The 22,698-nt window shown below is 32.5% G+C and carries 15 protein-coding genes; 4 read left to right on the top strand and 11 right to left on the bottom strand.

Going from position 1 to position 22,698, the window contains the following annotated elements:
- Window positions 1-17: 17 nt before the first annotated feature.
- Window positions 18-1,085 carry an oligopeptide ABC transporter permease gene (gene opp3C, locus HMPREF3265_RS04480; RefSeq protein ID WP_070441382.1) on the bottom strand — a complete coding sequence of 356 codons (1,068 nt, stop codon included), beginning with the start codon at window positions 1,083-1,085 and terminating at the stop codon, window positions 18-20.
- On the bottom strand, window positions 1,085-2,011 hold the full coding sequence (gene opp3b / locus HMPREF3265_RS04475) for an oligopeptide ABC transporter permease (RefSeq protein ID WP_037549066.1): 927 nt from the start codon (window positions 2,009-2,011) through the stop codon (window positions 1,085-1,087). Before opp3b ends, opp3C begins: the two co-directional genes overlap by 1 nt.
- Window positions 2,012-2,258: 247 nt before the next feature.
- On the opposite strand from opp3b, the gene HMPREF3265_RS04470 reads away from it, so the two are divergent.
- Entirely contained in the window at window positions 2,259-2,636 is a 378-nt protein-coding gene (locus HMPREF3265_RS04470; protein WP_053024304.1) for a DUF3899 domain-containing protein, read from the top strand.
- Window positions 2,637-2,710: 74 nt separating this feature from the next.
- On the opposite strand, the gene fabF is transcribed toward HMPREF3265_RS04470, so the two are convergent.
- Together fabF and HMPREF3265_RS04460 are read right to left on the bottom strand one after the other, a co-directional pair.
- On the bottom strand, window positions 2,711-3,955 hold the full coding sequence (gene fabF, locus HMPREF3265_RS04465) for a beta-ketoacyl-ACP synthase II (protein WP_070441385.1): 1,245 nt from the start codon (window positions 3,953-3,955) through the stop codon (window positions 2,711-2,713).
- 13 nt (window positions 3,956-3,968) lie between these two features.
- On the bottom strand, window positions 3,969-4,910 hold the full coding sequence (locus tag HMPREF3265_RS04460; RefSeq protein WP_037538680.1) for a beta-ketoacyl-ACP synthase III: 942 nt from the start codon (window positions 4,908-4,910) through the stop codon (window positions 3,969-3,971).
- 191 nt (window positions 4,911-5,101) lie between these two features.
- On the opposite strand from HMPREF3265_RS04460, the gene HMPREF3265_RS04455 reads away from it, so the two are divergent.
- The gene (locus HMPREF3265_RS04455) at window positions 5,102-5,296 is read left to right on the top strand and encodes a YjzD family protein (protein ID WP_037549058.1); all 195 of its coding nucleotides are present in this window, start codon (window positions 5,102-5,104) and stop codon (window positions 5,294-5,296) included.
- 299 nt (window positions 5,297-5,595) lie between these two features.
- Here the strand turns inward: HMPREF3265_RS04455 and clpB are convergent, their stop codons facing one another.
- From clpB to HMPREF3265_RS04440, 3 genes are all read right to left on the bottom strand, one after another.
- Window positions 5,596-8,205, bottom strand: coding sequence for an ATP-dependent chaperone ClpB (clpB, locus tag HMPREF3265_RS04450; protein WP_070441386.1), 2,610 nt, complete (start codon window positions 8,203-8,205; stop codon window positions 5,596-5,598).
- 294 nt (window positions 8,206-8,499) lie between these two features.
- Window positions 8,500-10,326 (bottom strand): acyltransferase family protein, encoded by a 1,827-nt coding sequence (locus tag HMPREF3265_RS04445; RefSeq protein ID WP_070441389.1) that lies wholly within the window; start codon window positions 10,324-10,326, stop codon window positions 8,500-8,502.
- Between the two features lie 446 nt (window positions 10,327-10,772).
- Window positions 10,773-11,081, bottom strand: a complete 309-nt coding sequence (locus HMPREF3265_RS04440) for a metal-sulfur cluster assembly factor (RefSeq protein ID WP_011276244.1) — start codon at window positions 11,079-11,081, stop codon at window positions 10,773-10,775.
- 200 nt (window positions 11,082-11,281) lie between these two features.
- Between HMPREF3265_RS04440 and HMPREF3265_RS04435 the strand changes: the two genes are divergently transcribed.
- The gene (locus tag HMPREF3265_RS04435; RefSeq protein WP_070441391.1) at window positions 11,282-12,106 is read left to right on the top strand and encodes a Cof-type HAD-IIB family hydrolase; all 825 of its coding nucleotides are present in this window, start codon (window positions 11,282-11,284) and stop codon (window positions 12,104-12,106) included.
- A gap of 81 nt (window positions 12,107-12,187) precedes the next feature.
- Entirely contained in the window at window positions 12,188-13,510 is a 1,323-nt protein-coding gene (locus HMPREF3265_RS04430) for a CoA-disulfide reductase (protein ID WP_070441394.1), read from the top strand.
- 73 nt (window positions 13,511-13,583) lie between these two features.
- On the opposite strand, the gene HMPREF3265_RS04425 is transcribed toward HMPREF3265_RS04430, so the two are convergent.
- The 4 genes from HMPREF3265_RS04425 to addB all read right to left on the bottom strand — a co-directional run bounded on the left by HMPREF3265_RS04425 (window position 13,584) and on the right by addB (window position 22,540).
- Window positions 13,584-13,985, bottom strand: coding sequence for a YisL family protein (locus HMPREF3265_RS04425; protein WP_070441397.1), 402 nt, complete (start codon window positions 13,983-13,985; stop codon window positions 13,584-13,586).
- A 368-nt stretch (window positions 13,986-14,353) separates the two neighbouring features.
- Window positions 14,354-15,256: a fumarylacetoacetate hydrolase family protein gene (locus tag HMPREF3265_RS04420; RefSeq protein ID WP_070441400.1), complete on the bottom strand. Its 903-nt coding sequence runs from the start codon at window positions 15,254-15,256 to the stop codon at window positions 14,354-14,356.
- A gap of 125 nt (window positions 15,257-15,381) precedes the next feature.
- Entirely contained in the window at window positions 15,382-19,059 is a 3,678-nt protein-coding gene (addA, locus tag HMPREF3265_RS04415) for a helicase-exonuclease AddAB subunit AddA (RefSeq protein WP_070441403.1), read from the bottom strand.
- Window positions 19,052-22,540, bottom strand: coding sequence for a helicase-exonuclease AddAB subunit AddB (addB, locus tag HMPREF3265_RS04410; RefSeq protein WP_070441406.1), 3,489 nt, complete (start codon window positions 22,538-22,540; stop codon window positions 19,052-19,054). Before addB ends, addA begins: the two co-directional genes overlap by 8 nt.
- Between the last annotated feature and the right edge of the window lie 158 nt (window positions 22,541-22,698).

Below are 22,698 nucleotides of genomic sequence, written 5' to 3'. Positions count from 1 at the left end.
AACGTGTGCCTCCTTTATTATTTACGCATTTTAGGGTCAAATGCATCGCGTAATCCATCACTAAATAGATAGAAAAATAAAATTAATAAACTTAAAATTGTTGCTGGAATGAATAACTCGTGTGGATGAATTAATAACATTGCACGACCATCATTAACTAAAGATCCTAGTGATGTTTGTGGTGCTGGGACACCTATACCAATGAAACTTAAGAATGCTTCAAAGAAAATCGCACTTGGGACAGTAAACATAGATGTTACTACTATAGCCCCTAATGTATTAGGGAGAATATGTTTGAAAATCAAGTTGACTTTAGATGCGCCTAAAGTTCTTGATGCCATTACAAATTCTTGGTTTTTTAATTTTAAAAATTCACCACGAACAACCCTACTCATTCCTAACCAACCTGTGATTGACATGGCTAGTATAATCGTCCAAATAGAAGGTTCAAAAATAAGTACGAATAAAATTACTACAATAAGGTTTGGAATTGAAGCAATGATTTCCAAAATACGTTGCATTACATCATCTACTCGCCCACCAAAAAATCCTGAAATAGCGCCATATACTACTCCGATAAAAATATCTAATAAGGCAGCCACTATACCAATAACTAGAGAAATTTGAGTGCCTTTCCATGTACGTGTCCATAAATCTCTACCTAGTTGATCTGTTCCAAACCAATAATTTTCTTTAGCTCCCACTTTTGCATAAGCATCTTTACCGTCAGAACCTGTACCATCAAATGGTAAAAAATGAACTTTGTCTAATACGGGAATTTTTGCTGGAAGATTTCGATAATCGACATTTTGTTCAGCAAAATCATGTTTACTTATTAGTGGACCAACTAAAGCTAAAATTATTATAAGTATAAGGCCAATCATCCCTATTACAGCAAGTTTATTTCGTTTTAGCTGTGCCCATGCATCTTCCCAGAAATTTTTACTTTCTCGTTGCATTTCAGGTTCTTTATTTAAATCTATATCTCTAATAACAAAGTCAGAAGCTGCAATGCCTTCAGAGGTATGTGTCATCGCCGCATTTGAATGATCATCCAACGGCTTTTCAAATTTATCATTTGTCATTATTTTTTACCTCCTTGCACACGAATTCTAGGATCAATAATTCCGTAAAGAATATCTACAATAAAGATTGAAACAATAAATAATGTACTAAATAATATTGTTGTAGCCATGATAACTGGGAAATCATTTGTTGTAATCGATCTAACGAATTGGTCCCCAAGACCTGGTACTCCAAAAATATTTTCAATAGTCAATGTACCAGTTAATATACTTGCTAACATTGGTACAATAATAGTAATAATTGGAATTAATGCATTACGTAATGCATGTCCAAATAGCACTCTTATAGAAGAGTTACCTTTTGCACGTGCTAATAATATGTAATCTGAACTTAATACTTCTATCATTTCTGCTCGAATATACCTTGCTACTGTTGCTAAAACTGTCGCGGACAATGCTAGTGAAGGTAAGACTGCTGTTGAAAATCCTTCCCACCCAGCTACTGGGAACCAACGTAAACGTACCGCAAACACATATTGTAAAAGTACGGCTAATACGAATGATGGTACTGATACTGCGATTACTGAAATTATAGTTGTTGTATAATCTACCCAGGTATTTTGTTTAGTAGCTGCTGCTACGCCAAGGATTAACCCTAAAATAACCCCGATAATCATAGCTGTAATACCCATTTCCATAGAAGGAATCAATCTCGGTTTTATAAGCTCCCATACCGGTTGATTATGATATTGGAATGAATACCCAAAGTCTCCAGTTACGACATTCTTTAAATAATGAAGATATTGAATGGCAACTGGATCATTTAAACCATACTTTTCATTAAGGATTGCCTTTTGCTCAGCACTTAGTTTCGCATCGTTAAATGGTGAACCGGGCATTAATTTCATTAAGAAAAATGTAATTGTAATAATAATGAAAAGCGATAAAAACATGTACCCCAAACGTTTAAAAATATATCGCGTCATTAAATAACCCCCTTATTGAATTTTCAAAATTAACATTCCCTTCAAAATTTTCAGAAATATTTAGTAATATTATATATACAATTTTCATATAATTGCAATATAATTTTAACAATATTTAAAAATTGAGTTGTAAAATAAAAGTTCTTTTTACTGTCATTTGTATTTTAATTACAGGTTTTAGATTTAAGATATTATTATTTATACTAATAAGATAAAATGGTATTAAGTTTCATCTGGGGGTCTCGTAATGAAAAATAAAAAAAGTTGGGTTGTGTGGTCAATGATTACGCCTCTACTCTCTTTAATAATATGGTTAATCATTAGTAACCAAACATTCATTTCATACATTAATATTTTGTTTTATATATCTTTATCCATATTTATATGCATTTTTTTCATTTTATTAGTTCAAGAGGGAATTTTTGATGCAACGAGCTATGGTTTTAGAAGAATAAGATATCAACTATCGTCTCGTTCAAAAAAGAGAACAATGGCAGATGATGAATTTTTAAATCCTCAACAAGTTAAAAAGGAGCATTATTTTATATCTACATGGATTGCTCCAGCTTTAATATGTAATATTGCATACTTTGTGATGACAATAATAATTTCATTTCTACTTTAAATCATTCTACATACAAAAAATAGACCAAGGACATTATCAATTAGTGTCCTTGATCTAATATCATTTTTTCAAAATTAATCTTCAAATTTCTTAAATACTAATACTGCATTATGACCACCAAAGCCTAGACTGTTACTCATTGCATAAGTAATTTCTAAATCTTGCGCTTCATTTGGAACAATGTCTAGATCACATTCAGGATCTGGTGTATTCGCATGAATAGTTGGTGCGACTTTAGAGTCACGAATAGATAATGCTGAGAAGATAGCCTCTAAACCACCAGTTGCACCTAATAAATGACCAGTCATTGATTTAGTAGAGCTAACTTTTAGTTGATTAGCAGAATCTCCAAACGTATTCTTGATCGCTCTAATTTCATACATATCACCTACAGGTGTACTCGTGCCATGTGCATTAAGATATTGAACATCTTTTGCTTCAATACCTGCATCATCAAGTGCTGCTTGCATTGCACGTGAACCACCTTCACCTTCAGGAGCGGGAGCTGTAATATGATATGCATCACCAGTTGAACCATAACCAACTATTTCAGCATAGATTTGAGCACCACGCGCTTGTGCCGATTCTAATGATTCAATCACTAAAATACCAGCACCTTCACCCATAACGAAGCCATCTCGACCTTCTTGGAATGGACGACAAGCTGTTTCTTTATCATCATTTGTAGATAAGGCACGACTAGCACTGAATCCTGCAAGTGCCATGTGTGTAATTGGTGCTTCTGTACCACCTGTTATCATCGCATCTGCATCGCCACGTTGTATAATTTTAAATGCTTCACCAATTGAGTTTGTACCAGTAGCACATGCTGTAACTGTAGAACCATTTGGCCCTTTTGCACCTAAATCAATTGATACTTGGCCAGTTGCCATATCAGGAATTAACATAGGTACGAAGAATGGACTTACTCTTCTTGGTCCCTTATTTTGAAGTGTTGTATGTGCTGTTTCAAACGTTTCCATACCACCAATTCCTGAACCAATCCATACACCTATGCGATTAGCAGTTTCATCATTGATTTCCAATTTAGCATCTTCAACTGCTTGACGTGCTGCAACTACCGCATATTGTGTGAAACGATCCATACGTCGAGCTTCTTTCTTTTCAATATGGTCTTCAATATTAAAATCTTTAAGTTCACCTGCTAAATGAACATTATAATCCTCTGTATCTATTCTAGTAATAGTATCGATTCCATTAACACCTTTCAAGGCATTTTCCCAACTTGTCTGGGCATCATTGCCAATAGGTGATAATGCACCCATACCAGTAATTACAACTCGTTTATTCTTAGTCATACATTATTTCCTCCTATTTACCCCATTTGATAACCATAGCGCCCCATGTTAGGCCACCACCAAAACCTACTAATACTAGTGTGTCATCATCTTTAATTCTTCCATTTTCTAATTCTTGTGAAATACTTAAAGGTATTGAGGCAGCAGATGTGTTACCAAAGCGATTAACAGATACACTCATCTTTTCTCTCTCTATACCTAGTCTTTCTCGAGCTGATTCCATAATTCTAATGTTTGCTTGGTGAGGTATAAACATATCAATATCATCTGATTGTAGACCAGCTTTATCAACCACTCGTGTTGATGCTTCACCCATAATTCTTACCGCAAACTTGAAGACTTCTCGTCCGTTCATTACTAGTTTACCAGTATCTTTGTTTAAGTATAAGTATTTTCCACCGTTACCATCAGATCCCATTTCATAACTAATGATACCTCGTCCTTCTGAAACTTCTCCAATAACTACTGCACCAGCACCATCACCAAAAAGGACTGCTGTTGAACGATCTGTTAAATCAGTAATCTTAGATAATTTGTCTGCACCTACTACAAGGATATTTTTATAATCACCTGATTGAACATATTGTTTTGCTGTAATCATAGAATACATAAATCCAGAACATGCAGCTAATTGATCCATTGTTGGTACTTTACGTGTACCCAATTTTTCTTGCAACATATTGGCAACCGATGGGAATGGCATATCTCCAGTAGCAGTTGCAACAATAATCATATCTATATCAGCAGGTGTGATTCCTGCATCTTCAATCGCTTTTTTACTAGCCTCGAATGCTAAGTCAGATGTATCTTGATCTTCACTTGCCCAGCGTCTCTCTTTAATTCCAGTCATTTTAGAAATCCATTCATCTGAAGTTTCTAAAAAACTTTCGAAATAAGCGTTATCAACGACTTTCTCTGGCGCATATGCACCAAATCCTTTTATACCTACGTTCATGAACGTACACCTTCTTACTTCATTTTTTAATACCAGGTATTAATTTAACACATTTTTTTATCACTACTCAAGTAGTTACCCTTTCACAAACACAGATTTCATTACAAATTTTTATCAGATAACTGCTATCTCTATACAAATAGATTACTTTACTTTAAAATGAATGTATATAAATAATGGAGGTCATCGGTATGAAATACCTCGTAACTTTTATTTGGGCAGTCATCTTATTACAAATGGTTAACTTTGTATTAAATAGTTTAAATGGCGGTGGAACATTAAACTTTATCACCCCAATAGTTCTAGCAGTTATCTTTACAATTGTAATTGCTATTCTAACTGCCATGATTAAACCAGATGATTTTACCCGTTCAGGTAACAGATAGTCTTATTACTACATAATAATACAATACGTTAAAAACGCTTGGAATTTGAATTTATTAATCAAATTTCAAGTGTTTTTCTTTATTAAACTAGATATAGATGAACCCTTACTATTATAGCGATACATTACAACCTTCATGACTTTGAAAAAGGTTTTGAAGTGAGGAATTACTTATTCTTACTAATATTTAGTTTAAGTTATAACTAAGGCAAGTGAATGCAACAATACACTGAACTGCACTTAAAAACAAAAATACCTAGAAAGTGCTCATCACACTCCCTAGGTTTACCTAAACATTCATTATTCATTTTCAAGCTTTTGTACATCAAATGTTAATTCATGATCATCATTTATATCAACTTTTACCACAGTACCTTCAGGCATGCTTTCTTTAATCATCATACGTGCTAATGGTGTTTCAATTTGACGTTGAACAAAACGTTTCAATGGTCTTGCACCAAATTGTGGTTCGTATGCTTCTTCTCCTAACCATTTTTTCGCGTCATCAGACACATCAATTGAAATACGTTGATCCATTAAGCGTATATTTAATTGAGTTAAGATTTTATCAACAATCATACTCATATCATTAATAGATAATGGTTTAAATAATACTATATCATCCATACGGTTTAAGATTTCTGGTTTAAAGAATGCATGTAAGCTATCCATTACAGCTTTTTCAGTGTCTTCAGTAATGTCACCAGTATCTTTAACATTCTCAAGTAATACTTGTGAACCGATGTTACTTGTCATAATAATGATAGTGTTTTTAAAGTCAACACTGCGTCCTTTAGAATCAGTTAAACGACCTTCATCTAATATTTGAAGTAAAACGTTGAATACATCACTATGTGCTTTTTCAACTTCATCTAATAAAATGACTGAATATGGATTACGTCTAACCGCTTCTGTTAATTGTCCGCCTTCATCATGACCTACATAACCTGGAGGGGCACCAATTAATCTAGAAACTGAATGTTTCTCCATATACTCACTCATGTCGATTCGAATCATGTGTTTCTCAGAATCAAACAATGATGCAGCTAATGATTTTGCTAATTCAGTTTTACCTACACCAGTTGGTCCTAAGAATAAGAAACTACCAATCGGTCTATTAGGATCTTTAATACCTGCACGTGCTCTTACAACAGCATCAGATACTAAGTCTACTGCTTTATCTTGACCCACAACACGTTCGTGTAAGATATCACTTAGGTTCAATAATTTTTCTCGTTCAGTTTCAACTAATTTTGATACTGGAATACCAGTCCATTGACTTACGATGTCTCCAATTTCTTCATCAGAAACAACTTCACGAATCATGCGTTCGCTGTCACCTTGTTCATCTTGATAGGCTTCTTCAAATTCTTTTAATTCTTTTTCTAATTGAGGTATTGTACCATATTGTAATTCTGCTGCTTTTTCTAGATTGCCCTCAGTTTGTGCATCTTCTAGAACTTGACGACTACGATCTAATTCAGCACGTTTTTCTTGTACTTTCGCAATTTTTTCTTTCTCTTGTTCAACACGAGATTGTAAGGAAGCTTGTTTTTCTTTTTCATTTGAAAGTTCTTCTTGTAATTCTTCTAAACGATGTTTACTTGCGTTGTCAAATTCATTTTTCAAAGCACTTTCTTCAATTTCTAATTGCATAACACGACGATTAACTTGGTCTAATTCAGTTGGATTTGAACCCATTTCTGTTCGAATTGTTGCACATGCTTGGTCAACTAAATCGATTGCTTTGTCAGGTAAGAATCTATCAGTAATATATCGATCTGATAATTCAGCTGCTGCAACTAAAGCACGGTCTTGAATACGTACACCATGATAAACTTCATAGCGTTCTTTTAATCCACGTAAAATTGAAATTGTATCTTCTACATCTGGTTCACTTACACTTACTTTTTGGAAACGACGTTCTAATGCAGAATCTTTCTCAATATATTCTCTATATTCATTTAAAGTAGTTGCACCAATACAATGCAATTCGCCACGTGCTAACATCGGTTTCAACATGTTACCAGCATCCATTGCACCATCTGTTTTACCTGCACCAACTAGCATATGAATTTCATCAATGAATAAAACAATGCGTCCATCTGACTCTTTTACTTCTTTAAGTACTGCTTTAAGTCGCTCTTCAAATTCACCTCTAAATTTTGCACCAGCAACCAATGCGCTTAAATCTAATTCAAAAATTGTTTTATCGAGTAATGATTCAGGCACATCTTTTCGTACAATTCGTTGCGCTAAACCTTCAACAATTGCAGTTTTACCTACACCAGGTTCCCCGATTAATACTGGATTATTTTTAGTTTTACGACTTAAGATTCGAATTGTGTTACGAATTTCTTCATCCCTGCCAATAACAGGGTCCATTTTACCTTGACGTACTTCTTCTACTAAGTCACGACCATATTTTTCTAAAGCTTCATAATTTACTTCTGGATTTTGTGAAGTCACATGATTTCCCCCTCTTACTTTAGTTATTATTTCTTTCACAACTTCTTCTTTATTTCCAACAAATTGTTTAGTAGTATCATCAATATCCATCGCAGCACGAAGGACGTGTTCCATTGAAATATATTCATCTTCATATTCTTTCATATATGATTCAGCTTTATTTAATAATTCATTTGCTTTAGATCCTATATATTGTCCATATTGAATATTATCTCCTTGTACAGAAGGATAATTTTTCAATTTATTTGTATACGCTTGATTTAATTCATCTGTATCTATATTTGCTCGTTCTAATATGCTTTTAAATAAACTATCAGTTTCTTCTAAAGTTCCCTTTAATATAGCTTCAATTTCAATATTTTGTAATTCATTTTCTTTACTCAATTCAACCGCTTTTTGTAATGCACCTTGAATTGCATATGTCATTTGATTAATATCCAAATTTATTCACCCCTATATATTTGATAAGAGTAAGGTCAATTAGTTCGTTTTGACTTTGACTTTCTTTGACCTTAATTACATTATAGACTCTCTTATATGATTACGCAACACTTATACTCAACTTTTAAAAATTTCTCAAACTGCCTATTCAAGCTAGTTTGAAGCGATTAGTGAGTCTCTTTTATTACTTGTTTTATCACACTTTTTTCTGTTATAAACATCAAATATACGTTAAAACTGCAAATAAAAAAACCAGTTCAATGATTTAAAATCACTAAACTGGTTTAGAATGAATTATTTGTTTTTTGGATTTTTCTTTATAGCTTTGATTATTTCATCGGATAAAGCTTTTACACCACTATTTTCAAGATGCACACCATCTGGTGCAAAATATTCAGAATGTCCTGCAGAACGTTGGTACCAATCCACTACAGTTACATTCTTATGCTTTTTAGCAGCATTAGCTAGTTGTTTATTAACATTATCTTGCCAATCTCGAGGAACACGTGTATTAACAAGGTAAATTTGTGCTTTACCAAACTTATTAATTAATTGATTTAATTCTTCCTCTGTAAAATCACCATTTGTACCTAGTTCTAAAACGATTTTATCTGATGGTTTATTATAATTTGAATAATTGCCTGCTATTGACAACGCTTCTTGTAGGTGACGACCAACTTTACCATCAATGGTTGCTTTAGGTACTTGAGATTTAAATTCTTCACCAATATCTACCATCACTGAGTCTCCAATAAGTAATGGACTAATATTAGTATAAACTTGTTTTTTACTTTTACTATTACTACTTGAGCCATCGATTTTTATATTTTCTCCAGGCATCATTCTTACTAAATATTTATCTTGATCACTCGTGTTGAATGAATTTGCTTTGTTTTCAATTTCATCTTTTCCAAAACGATCGAAGACACCTAAGAATAACAGTACTATTGGTATCACAGCAATAATTGACACTATTGTCCGAATAAATTTAGGTCGTTTTAAATAATTGAATGAAAATGCCTTTAAACCTTCACGTCTAAATGGTGTTTCAATATAACGATATGATAACTCAGCAAATAAAACTGTAAGTATGATATCAACAAAGTACACATAAATAGGAAGTTGTCCATCAACAAAATGAATGTGTATAAAACTTATGACAGGAAAATGCCATAAATATAAACTATAAGAGCGTTTACCTATATAAACAAATATACGATGACCTAAGACCTTTGCTAGGATACTAGAAGGATGTACGACACTAGCAATAATAAATAATGTCATACCTGAGATGAGATAAAATCCACCATTATAAATCCATGCACTAGTATCTTTCACTGTAAAGAATAAGAAGATAAGTGTTATTAGACCTAAGACACCTATACAATCAATAGAACGTTGCAATACTTTTGGTGGATTGGCTTTTAATTTAAACGGTGGCCATACAAATGCTAATATCACACCCAATAATAACGTTTGCAAGCGAGTATCTGTCCCAAAATAAACTCTTGAATACCCAACATTGGGTTGTGAAATAATGACCATCGCTAATAAAGACACTAGAGAAATAATCCATAATATCAAAGTAACATTGCGATATTTTTTAATCGTTAAGAGTAAAATGACCAACACAAATGGGAAGAACAAATAGAACTGTTCTTCTATTGCAAGTGACCACAGGTGTTTTAATGGCATAAATGAAAATTGTTCGAAGTAGTTAACATCCTTGGCAATATACCACCAATTCGACACATAGAATAATGCAGCGATAATATCATGTTTAACTCGAACGATTTGTTGTGGTTCAAATATTAATGTAGCAATCCCAACGACAATTAATAGCGCAACAACTGCTGGAAGTAACCTTTTAACTCGTCGAATCCAGAATTGTTTAAGGCTAATAATACCTCGCTCCTCGTATTCCTTTAAAAGTAAACTTGTGATTAAATATCCAGAAATAACGAAGAAGGTATCTACACCTATGAAACCACCTGTAAGCCATTTCCTGTTTAAATGGTAAATGATAATACCTAAGACAGCAATTGCTCTTAGTCCATCTAAACCAGGCATGTAACGCATTTTAGTCTTACGTTGTTTCCCTTTTTCAAAATCTTGTTTCATTGTTCACATTCTTTCCCTATTAAATAATAAATTTTAATAAATTCATTAATTACTAAAGCACTGAAAATCAGGATAAAACGAAAGCCGATGATCAACAACATGAAAAAATATGATTTAAGTTAATATACTTTTATATTTTAATGTATATGATTGAATCGAGTTTTATACTTAGATGTCTGAGCTTGAACTATAATAATATTTTATAAAATTTGACGCATTTATTATTATTTTTCATAAATGCAAGTACAATTTAAATTATTTTATATTGTAATTCTTATGTATTGTAGTATAACGCTTAAACAAATTCAATTTATATTACAATTATGTCATTTATTAACTTAACTTTGTCACTAAAAGCATTGAAAATGAACATTTAAATTGTTTCTATTATAAATAAAAAAACAATAGTACATCCTAATCGTGTACTATTGTTCAAAAGCGATTAATTAGCCAACGCCTAATGCAATTTTAGCGTATCTTGACATCATATCTTTGTTCCAAGGTGGATTCCAAACAATATTAACTTCTGTGTCTTGTATTTCTGGAATCTCAGCTAATACTGTTTTAATTTGTTCGATAATTTGTGGCCCAAGTGGGCAACCCATTGATGTTAAAGTCATTTCAACTGTACACAAACCATCATCATCAACATTCACTTTATATACTAAACCTAAATTAACGATATCAATACCTAATTCAGGGTCAATAACCATTTCAAGTGCACCTAGGATACTGTCTTTTAATGCCTCTTCCATTAGTATCACCTCTCATTATTTATCTTTACACTAATATATCAAATATCCGACAAAACGCCAATAAAATGCTATGATACAACTAAGCGAATAAAGACGTTATAATAACATTATAAAGTTGATTTATGTATCAATTTTAAAAACATTTAATATGAAATGTTAATGTATTTTATTCTATAGATATGTAGCTTAAGGAGAAATATATGAAACCTTATTTAATTTGTTTAGACTTAGATGGGACATTATTAAATGATAATAAAGAAATTAGCGACTATACTAAGCAAGTACTTACAACATTAAAAAAGCAAGGTCATCGCATTATGATTGCGACTGGAAGACCATACCGTGCAAGCCAAATTTATTATCATGAATTAAACATGGATACACCTATTGTAAACTTCAATGGGGCTTATGTTCATCATCCTAAATCAGATGATTTTAAAACGACACACGAGGTACTAGATGTGGACCTCGCTAGAAACATGATCGAAACACTTCAAAAAGCAAAAGTTACAAATATTATTGCTGAGGTTCGCGATCACGTGTTTATTAATAATCATGATCCTAGATTATTTGAGGGTTTTTCAATGGGTAATCCTAAAATTGAAACAGGTAATTTATTAGAAGAATTAGATGAAGCACCAACGTCGTTATTAGTAGAAGCAGAAGAGATTTACATACCTAGAATCAAGCAAATGTTGACGCGTTTCTATGCAGAGAATATTGAGCACAGACGTTGGGGAGCGCCTTTCCCAGTAATCGAAATCGTTAAACGCGGGATTAGTAAAGCGCGTGGGATTGATCAAGTCAAAGACTATTTAGGAATTGAACCTTCACATATTATAGCCTTCGGAGACGAGGATAATGATATTGAAATGATTAAATATGCTAAATATGGTATTGCAATGGACAATGGTCTAGATGAATTAAAACATATTGCAAACCATATTACTTATTCAAATAATGATGATGGTATCGGCCGTTATTTAAATGATTTCTTTAAATTAAATTTACCTTATAAAGGTTAAACAACAATTCTTAAAGTGAGACAAATGTATACTTTTATAATGTCTCACTTTTTTAATATAATTTTTCTGGAGGAATGTATGATGCGTAAAATAATTGTAGTCGGTGCTGTCGCCGGTGGTGCTACCTGTGCTAGCCAAATACGACGTTTAGATAAAGACAGTGAAATTACTATTTTTGAAAAAGACCGCGACATGAGTTTCGCAAATTGTGGATTACCCTACTTTATAGGTAACATTGTTAATGAACGTAAAGATGTTTTACCGATTACGCCAGACGTGTTTAAAGAAAAGAAAAATATTACAGTTAAAACGTATCATGAAGTAATTGCTATTAATGACAAAGATCAAACAGTGACGGTAGTAAATCGTCAAACGAATGAAAAATTTGAAGCGAGTTATGACGAATTAATATTGAGTCCTGGTGCAGGTGCTAATTCTTTAGGCTTTGATAGTGATTACATATTCACTTTACGCAATATGGAGGATACTGATGCCATCGATCGATTTATAGATCAACATCAGGCTAAGAAAGCATTAGTAGTAGGAGCAGGTTATATTTCATTAGAAGTCTTGGAGAATTTATATGCTAGAGGATTAGATGTTACTCTAATTCACCGCTCTGATAAAATTAACAAGTTGATGGACCAAGATATGAATCAAGTTATCTTTGACGAGCTAGATTCGCGACACATATCTTATCGATTAAATGAGGAAATTGTAAGTGTTAATGATCATATGGTTACTTTTAAATCAGGCATTCAAGAAGACTACGATATAATTATTGAAGGCGTTGGTACACATCCAAATTCGAAATTTATCGAGTCATCTAACGTAGAATTAGATGATAAAGGCTTCGTTAAAGTTAACGATAAGTTTGAAACAAACATCCCAAATATTTATGCTTTGGGTGATGTGATTACCTCTTCGTACCGTCATGTAAATCTACCCGCACAAGTTCCATTAGCTTGGGGAGCACATCGTGGCGCAAGCGTCATTGCAGAACAACTAGCTGGTAATAAAAATATCATTTTCAAAGGGTTTTTAGGTACCAATATCGTTAAATTTTTCGATTATACATTAGCAAGCGTCGGCATCAAAGTCGAAGAATTAACGCATTTTGATTATCAAATGGTTGAATTAAATTCTGGCACTCATGCTGGTTATTACCCTGGAAATACTAATGTCCACTTACGCGTTTACTTTGACACAAATAATCGTCGTCTTTTACGTGCTGCCGCAGTAGGTAAAACAGGTGTTGATAAGCGTATTGACGTATTATCAATGGCAATGATGAGCGAATTAACCATTGATGAATTAACTGAATTTGAAGTGGCATACGCACCACCTTACAGTCATCCAAAAGATTTAGTTAATATGATTGGTTACAAAGCTAGAGATTTATAAAAAATAGCCCTTAAATGATTACTGCAAATTCAATCATTTAAGGGCTATCCCTATATCATTAATAATTTAAATTTTAACTAATTCCAAAAAGGCTACTAATTGGACCCCATGGTAGGATAATACCTAACGCCATAGTAATAATTATTAAAATAATTGTTGCCCAGAATAAACCATGACTTGCTTCGTGTTTCTTGCGTTTGGCAATAGATACTTCCATTAGTACAACTACCGCTATACCACAAAGCATCTTCAGTGTTAACAACATATGGTTGCCCCCACCACCATGGCTAGCAGCCATGAATTCTTGAATTAACAACCAGAACCCTGAGAATAAAGTGAGTAACATAAAGACTCTTAATGCCATTTGTAAAGGTTTAAACATAGGTGTAGGACCTTGTGATTTTGAAATATGTAAAAATGCAATTACATATAAAATAATTGTCAACGCCCAACTTGCAATATGCATATGTAACAAGACCGAATTCCCCCAATACTATTTATTACCTTTTTACTTACCTATCATATCACATAAACACTTGAACGTATTGTTAAACGCTATATGAGATGGATGTGAAACTAAAATAATGGTTTTGTAGAATTTCCATGTGAAATTCTCTCTGCTGGGGCCCCTGAATTAAAACGCTTGTAACAAGTGCGTTTTTATTTCTGACAACTTCTGGCAATCTATAATTAGAGCCCGGGACATTGATTTATGTCCCAGGCTCACCTGCATTAACTGATTACAATTAAGAAATACTTATAATAAAAGATGTCTCAATTCAATCATTTATTATGAACTAATTATGATAGACAATCCTTATAACATTTTTGAACTATTAATTATTATTTAGCAATATAAGTAGTTAATGTACCAATATTATCAATAGTAACTTTGACTTCATCACCTGGTTGTAAGAATTGAGGCGGTTGTAAACCTGCACCTACACCAGCTGGTGTGCCAGTAGCAATGATATCTCCTGGATGTAATGCTACATATTTAGAAATTTCTTCAATTAAATCATCAATTTTATTAATCATTTGACTTGTATTACCATCTTGGCGAATATCATTATTAACTTTGGTTACGATATTAACATTTTCAGGTGTTGGTAACTCATCCTTAGTTACAATATAAGGTCCCATTGGGCAACCACCTGTCAAACTTTTAGATAGAAATGCCTGATCTTGTTCATTTTGCGCCTTACGATCAGTAATATCATTAATAATTGTATATCCGTAGATGTAGTCTAATGCTAATGCTTTCGGAATTTTTTCTCCAGATTTACCGATTACGATACCTAATTCACCTTCGTAATCTAATTGATCAGTGATATCTTTATGATTTGGAATTGTTGATTCATCACCAGTTAATGATGATGCTGCTTTAGTAAATACGTATAATCGTTGTACCTCATGATTTAATTCACTTGCGTGATCTTGGTAATTACGACCAAATGCAATAACATTATTTGGTGGTGTAACTGGTGGTAAGAATTCAATGTCATTAAAAGCGATTTTGAATTCATCTGCTTTACCACTATCTTCAGCCGCTACAACTGCTTTACGTACTTGTTCTTGGAAATCTAATGTTTGGTTTTGTTGTAATCCCTCTAATAATGTTTGAGGGTGGAAGTCACCTTCTCCAAATTCCGCAAATACCTTTTTAAGATCCCAAACTGCGTCTTCACGCTTAACTTTTACGCCGTAAGATTCAGCGTCTTTATAATTGAATGATAGAAATTTCATTCAGTATCAACTCCTCATCTATATCTTAATACATATTATAACTTTAATCTTTGCTAAACCACAAATATATATGTCTGAAATTTTAGAAATTTAATACACACTTCATTCATTGGATTAAAAACCTATTAAACATCTTCTTCAATACTCATTTGACCAAATTGGAAGAAATAAAGGTAACCGTATACTTTAGAATTTAAAATCGTTTCTAATGTATTTTTATAATATTTCATTTGAATTTTGTACTTATCATGAAGTTGTATACCTACCTCTTCATCTGTCATACCTCTACGCTTATTAAATGCATCTGTTTTATAATCTACAAAGTAATATTGACCGTCCTTTAAAAATATTAAATCAATCATACCTTGAATAATTGACACATCTTCATCTAATTCAGGCATTTCGTCTACACGCGCTTGATTTACGACAAATGGTAACTCTCTATAAACTTTGTCAGCTTTTGTAATAGTCATATACAAGTCACTTCTAATAAAATTCATAACTGCTTCAAATTGAATATCTTTTTTTGCATCTTCTTCAATAATATGCTTTTCAATTAATTCATTAATATAGTCATTCAATTCTGTTTCAGTCATAAGAGTTTCTTTAAATGGTAGATGTTGCATAACTGTATGCATTAAAGTACCAATTTCATTTGCTTTACGTTTTTTATTTTCACGTAAAAACTTAGGTCTCTCATAAGTTGATACACCTATACGGTATTGTCTTACCCTTTCGTAACTTGTACCACTTTCTTCTGTTTCTAATTGACGCTTTAATTCTGAAACAGACTGTTTAGATGGTTTCTCCGTATTTTTTAAAAAAGGATATTTAAATGATAATTGATCATTAATTTGTTGCTTTAATGTATCATCATGCGAGCCTTCTACTTCTAAATCTGAAACATCGCGACTTTCTTGTTCTGATTCACTGTTCTCAATCGAAAGTTCTTCAAATTGTGCAATTTTAATATCTACAGTAGGACGCAGACTCTCATCTAAATTATCAATGGATTTCTCAAACTGATACTTTGGTAATAAAGATGTAGATTGGTATTTAGCCAAAATACTATATATTAAATCAAAAGGTCGATCTGCTGATAACCGTTTATGCAATTCAATTTGATTACCTGAAATTGGCAATCGCTCAAGTTTTTCTAATGTTTCTTCCTTATCAATAGTACCAATAAGAATGAGTTGCTCTTTCGCTCGTGTTAAAGCTACATACATTAATCGCATTTCTTCAGAAACAAGTTCTTTTTCAGTAATTGATTTAATGACAACTGACGATAATGACGGATAAGTTACATTTCGCTCTAAATCAAAATAATCAATACCTAGACCATATTTTTGATTTAAGATGAGTGGTTTACGTAAGTCGCCTTTATTAAAATTCTTTGAAAGTCCCGAATAAATAACATATGGGAACTCTAGACCTTTACTACTGTGAACTGTCATCATACGTACCACATTATCATTAGGACCTATAACATTCTCTTCACCAAAGTCTTTGTTGCGTTCTATTAGTTCGTCAATAAATCTAATAAATTGATACAGCCCTCTAAAACTTGAATTTTCAAATTCTACTGCTTTATTAAACAATCCATATAGATTTGCGCGTCTACCTTTACCACCAATAAGACCACTAAAATATTGAATAACGTAATGATCATTATAGAACTTATCAATTAATTGATACACAGGATGAGATTGACTATATTCTTGATACATGTTTATATCATCCATAAAATGTTCTAATTTCTCAACTAACGTTGAGTTCGCTTCTTGATCTTTCATATAATGCAATATGGATTGATAGAAATAATCATCGTTCATACTTTGAACTCGAATGGTTGCTAATTCATCTTCCGTAAATTGGTATATAACCGATCTCATCAATCCTACTAAATATATATCTTGTAAAGGATTATCAACGGTTCTTAAAAATGATAAGACGAGACGTACTTCAGTTTGTTCAAAGTACCCTTCCTTACTATTTACATGGAACGGAATATTATAGTCTTTAAATACTTGTTGTAAATTGCGCGCATTTTTCAACCCTCTTTCAAGTATGACGATATCTTTGAAAGTAGCTTGTCTATAAGTTTCTGACTTCATATCATAAACTTGTTTATGTTCAATAATATATTTAACTTGCTCAGCAATATAGCGAGCTTCTTGTTCTGACTTTTCTAAATCATTATCGCTACTTTTATCTTGAATTAATGCATGTAGTTCGAGAGGCATAGATTTATCAGAATATTTAGTAGCACCAAAATAAAGTCTCGCATCAGCATCGTACTCAATTTCACCTACTTCTTCATCCATCATATGGTCAAATAAGTAATTTGTTGTGGCGAGTATTTCATTACGTGAACGGAAATTCTTAGATAAATCGATACGTAACCCTGATTGATTGCCATCTTTTGTGAAACGATGATATTTATCCATAAATAGCGTTGGATCAGCTTGTCTAAATTTATAGATAGATTGTTTAACGTCCCCTACCATGAATAAATTTCCACTAGATTCGTCACCACGTTTAATTTTAGATATGATTGCTTCTTGTACTTGGTTAGTATCTTGATATTCATCTACTAAAATCTCTTCAAATTGTGATCGATATTCTTTCGCAATTGACGAAGCATTGCCCTCTTGGTCAGTTAATATTTGTAGAGCGAAGTGTTCATAATCAGAAAAATCCAGTACATTGCGACTACGTTTTTTTTCAGCAAAGTCATTAATAATATTCTTAACGATTTGTACAAGGTATTGAATTCTAGGAGCCAAACGTTTCATATCTACTTTTAAATCTTCATAAGAACGCATTAGATACTTATTTTTTACTTCAGATAATAGTTTTTTATAATCATCATAAAAATCTTTAGCGTTTGTTAAAAACTGAGAACTTATACCTTCATCTTCATTCGTATCTTTTAATTTTTTAGTTATTGTAGGCAATTTTTCAGAGGTATAATTGATGATTTCTTCAAAATTTATCACATTACCCTCAATCATTTTTTCGCATTTATATTTTTCTAGTTTGATAACATCTAAATGCTTTTCCGCTTCTATACAATTCAGAAAGTTATTTTCCGCTTCTAACAAAGTATGATATGCAGCTTTGATATAAATTTTCGATAATCTTTCTAATTCGTCTAGATATAATTTATGTTTATTATCGTCCGTGTAAATTTCAACTAAAGAATCCAACCACTCGAACGGTGAAGGATTGGCTATACTGAAATTATAGAAACGTTTTAACAAATCTCTAAAATTATCATCATTGCGATCACTTGATAATTGTTCTACTAAAGTAAGAAATTCAATATCCGGTGTATCATAATGTTTTTCTAAAACTTCATCAATAGACTGTTCAAGTAACAGCACATTCTCTACATCACTAATTGTGCGGAAATTAGGATCCAAATCAATGACATCATAATGCTGTTGAATAATCTTTAAACAGAAGCTATGTAATGTCGAAATTTGTGCTTGATGAATTTTAATGCGTTGATTCTTTAAATGTTCATTTCTAGGATCTTCTATTGACGCTTGTTGAATGCGCTGATCAACACGATGCTTCATTTCTCTCGCACTTAAATTAGTAAATGTAACAACGAGTAACTTATCAACATCTATTTCATCTCTAATAATTTTTTGAATAATTCTTTCTACTAATACAGCAGTTTTACCAGACCCTGCTGCTGCTGCTACTAATACATCTTGACCATTAGCGTATATACTCTTCCACTGTGCATCTGTCCATTGAGCATCTTTAGGTTTGATGGGGATGTTATTCATTATGATCACCGCTTTCTAACTCGACATCTTGTATTGCTTTGATAGGATCTATAGTTTCATCTACATGGCGATAATGTTTACTATCAATAATAGTATCCACATGGCACACTGATTTAAAATTACAAAATTGGCATGGTAATTGGTCATCGAATTTAAGTGGTGCAACTTCGGTATGACCTTCCATAATATTTGTAGCAGTCTTTATAAAGTTATCTTTATTATGTTTGATAAATTTATGAATTGTTGTTTCATCAGCAACACTGCTCCCCCTACTTCCAATACTTCCATCTTTCTTCAGGCTAACTGGAACAATGTCGGATTTACCAATTTCTTCTAAACGAATATCCAATGCGTCTACTACATCCATATCGCTATTAACTAAGCCACGTAATTTATATTCTTTTAAAAATGCTTGTTCAAGTTTGTCCTGTGTTAAAGCATCATCTTCCAATTCTCCCCAATCTTTAAAACTGAGACGTTCATCATGTACATGGAAATACAATAGGCCACCTGGTTTAATTTCGTTAGATAATCCCAGACGTTGGGCATTTTGCAAAGCAATATCCATATAAGTCATCATTTGCATTTGTTTACCATAATAAACCTTCTTTAAATCTAATTTCGCACTGGGATTAGATGACTTATAATCAATAATATTAATGTAGCTCTTATCATCTTTAGTGTAAGCATCTATACGATCAATTTGTCCTCGTATATTAACTGGAATGCCTTGTTTTGTAATTAATGGTTGTGCAATAAGTTCTTCACTGTTGTTCGGTGTCTTTCTAAACCCTGCTTCGAAACGTTGTGGTTTGAACTTTGTATTTTTATTTTGATAGCGTAATGCTTTCAAAGTACTTTCGACAATGACACCAATTCGTTTTGACACATACCGATAGTATGCATTTGAATCCATGAGATTAAATTGGACTTGAGGTAAAACATTCTCTAAAGCTTCAACAGTTAAAGCATGTATCTTCTTATTATCAAGATTTTTAAAGTCTCCATCTACCTTATCCGAAATATACTTCAATGCTGTATGGAAAATATTTCCTAAATCAAAATTTTCAAGCTTATATTTCGTACGCTCATTTAACCTTAAACCATGATTCGCATAATGTTTAAACGGACAATCATTATACCCTTCAAATCTAGATACACTTGCGTTAATTGTTGAACCATATAAAGATGCAGCCAATGGTTCATCTAATTTCACTGTTTCGTTGTCATATGTCAACGCAGTTAATAGGTACTCTAAACCGTTATTCAATTTGTCATTATCACGCATGACTTGATAAGCATCAACCCATACATCAGCGACCATCTCTGCCTCTAGCCAAGCTTTTAAAGATTCGAATAAGACGACTTTAGTTTGATGTGGATGCTCCATTAACGATAAAGGTTGTGCATTATGTTGATAATGAATATTCATTACTTCTAACCCATTGAACAACCCTTGTATTTGGTCTATAAATGGACTTTTTTCTTTATCCTCACCTTGTGCACCCATTAAACTATATGAAAATGTAACTTGTTCACTGCCTCGTGTCATTGCAATATAACAAACAAACGCTTCATCCATTTGTAAGATATCTGATGTAGGACTTAATTCAACTTGTGCTTGTTGTTCAAACACTTTCTTTTCTTCATCTGTTATTAGACTAGAAGAAGAAACCGGTTGCGGCATAGCACCATCGTTCATTCCAACCATATAAATATGTTTTTTATTGTCTACTTTCGCTAAGTCCATTGTCCCTATACTCACTTGATCGAGGGTTTGAGGAATCATTACAAATTCTAATTGTTCTAAACCAATATCAAATACCTCTAAAAAGCGTTTAAGAGTCATTTCTTCATTATCAAATACAGTGACTAAATCATCTAAAATTTGAATAAGTCCATTCCAAATTTGATCTATTTCTTCAGCTTCTTCATGACGACCATCGACGTCCAATTGGTCACGGTGAGTCATTAAATATTTAGGTAAATCAAATGCCTCCATTGTCTCATAGAAAGCTGTCGCAAAACCTCTCACATTTTCTGCTTCGTTCATTGCTTTTTCAAAAGTTAATATTTTATCAATAATATCATTTTTTAAATGAACTACTTGCTCGAAATCTTCTCGCTCTTCAGTAGTTAATTTATGTTCTTTACGTCCCATTTTCGTAAAGTTATCAATACTAAACAGTTTTTCATCAAGCCAACGTTTGCCATAAACACCACGTTCAACGACAAAGTTCTCTAATAAATCAATTAAATATGCACTATCCTTAAAGTGATTAGTTAGAATATTGGTTTTAATTAAACGCATCATAGGACTAATATTCCAGTTTGTTTGAATAACTTCCAAAAGTGAGCGTACCATTTCCATGATCGGATGATGTGTCATTGATCTTTTAGTGTCAATATTAAATGGAATATCGTACTGTGGAAGAACAGAGTCAAATAAATATGCATAAGCTTCATCACGATACAAGATAGCAATGTCTTGATATCTATATTGCTTATCACGTGTATCTTTAATAATTTGGCGAGCTACTTCATTAACTTCTTCACGTATACTTGAGGATTCTAAAATATTAATACTGCCATCGTAAGCGATAGGATTAATTTGCAATGCGTCAAATTGTTGTTCCAGTTGTATTAAATCTTTATTGTTAAAACGATATTGTTGTTTAAAGAATTGTTGTTGTAATTCTATGTTTAAATCTTTAGCAATTTCCTTTAAATGTGTTAATACCTCTGAGGGTTTTCTGAATAAACTAAATGGATCTTCATTACCATCAGTTGTTAAAAGAACAGTAACTTTTTTGGCGCTTTGAACGAGTGCTTTAATAATTTGATATTCCAATGTAGAGAAGTTGTGGAATCCATCTATGTATACCTCTGCTCTTTTAATCCATTCTGATTGACTTAAAATATCAATAAAATGATTTAAACTATCCTCTGAAGTAATAAATTCGCCATTTATGCGTTCCTCAAAATACTGATAAATAAGCGATATATCTTCTAATTTATGTCTAGTTCTCGTCTTCAAGTCATTATCTTGCAAAAATGTATGTAAATGTTCTGGCGTAACAGAATATTTCTTAAAATCTTGAATTTGTTCACTTAACTTCTCACTAAAACCATAATAATTTACTTGTGATTGATATAGTTTTAATTCCGATTTATGTTGTTGAACTAAATCATAAATCATCATCTCGGTAGCCGCTTGCGTTAGTCGTTCTTCAGTTAATCCTCCAACCTCTTGAAAAACTCTATAACTTAAGCGTTCAAAGTGAAGCACTTCAGTTCTTAGACTTCCATTCAATTCTTTATCATTAACAAATGCTTGTTCTAATTGAAAAGTACTCTGTGTTGGTGCTATTAAAACAATTGGATCGCCTAGAGGATCCTCTTTCATTTGTTGCTTAATATTATCAATCATATGATGAGATTTGCCTGTCCCTGCTCTGCCAATGTATGCGTTCAACTCCATTATGCCCACACTCCTTTGAACTTATTTTAACACAGAACATACGTTCTTAAAAATGTTTTGTTAGGTCGAAATATTGAACAAAAAAAGACTGGCGGAACCTCTATGAACATTCCATTACCAGTCTTGCTATGTTAAAAATTAATTCATTAATACTAATT

This window comes from Staphylococcus sp. HMSC62B09 (genome assembly GCF_001839115.1).
Lineage (GTDB): Bacteria > Bacillota > Bacilli > Staphylococcales > Staphylococcaceae > Staphylococcus > Staphylococcus haemolyticus.
Note: the sequence above shows the minus strand (reverse complement) of the source record. Positions and strands in the feature narration are given on the sequence as shown.

Coding starts and splice junctions, on each gene's coding strand:
- opp3C (WP_070441382.1), bottom strand. CDS start 1,085: ATGACAAATGATAAATTTGAAAAGCCGTTGGATGATCATTCAAATGCG.
- opp3b (WP_037549066.1), bottom strand. CDS start 2,011: ATGACGCGATATATTTTTAAACGTTTGGGGTACATGTTTTTATCGCTT.
- HMPREF3265_RS04470 (WP_053024304.1), top strand. CDS start 2,259: ATGAAAAATAAAAAAAGTTGGGTTGTGTGGTCAATGATTACGCCTCTA.
- fabF (WP_070441385.1), bottom strand. CDS start 3,955: ATGACTAAGAATAAACGAGTTGTAATTACTGGTATGGGTGCATTATCA.
- HMPREF3265_RS04460 (WP_037538680.1), bottom strand. CDS start 4,910: ATGAACGTAGGTATAAAAGGATTTGGTGCATATGCGCCAGAGAAAGTC.
- HMPREF3265_RS04455 (WP_037549058.1), top strand. CDS start 5,102: ATGAAATACCTCGTAACTTTTATTTGGGCAGTCATCTTATTACAAATG.
- HMPREF3265_RS04445 (WP_070441389.1), bottom strand. CDS start 10,326: ATGAAACAAGATTTTGAAAAAGGGAAACAACGTAAGACTAAAATGCGT.
- HMPREF3265_RS04440 (WP_011276244.1), bottom strand. CDS start 11,081: ATGGAAGAGGCATTAAAAGACAGTATCCTAGGTGCACTTGAAATGGTT.
- HMPREF3265_RS04435 (WP_070441391.1), top strand. CDS start 11,282: ATGAAACCTTATTTAATTTGTTTAGACTTAGATGGGACATTATTAAAT.
- HMPREF3265_RS04430 (WP_070441394.1), top strand. CDS start 12,188: ATGCGTAAAATAATTGTAGTCGGTGCTGTCGCCGGTGGTGCTACCTGT.
- HMPREF3265_RS04420 (WP_070441400.1), bottom strand. CDS start 15,256: ATGAAATTTCTATCATTCAATTATAAAGACGCTGAATCTTACGGCGTA.
- addA (WP_070441403.1), bottom strand. CDS start 19,059: ATGAATAACATCCCCATCAAACCTAAAGATGCTCAATGGACAGATGCA.
- addB (WP_070441406.1), bottom strand. CDS start 22,540: ATGGAGTTGAACGCATACATTGGCAGAGCAGGGACAGGCAAATCTCAT.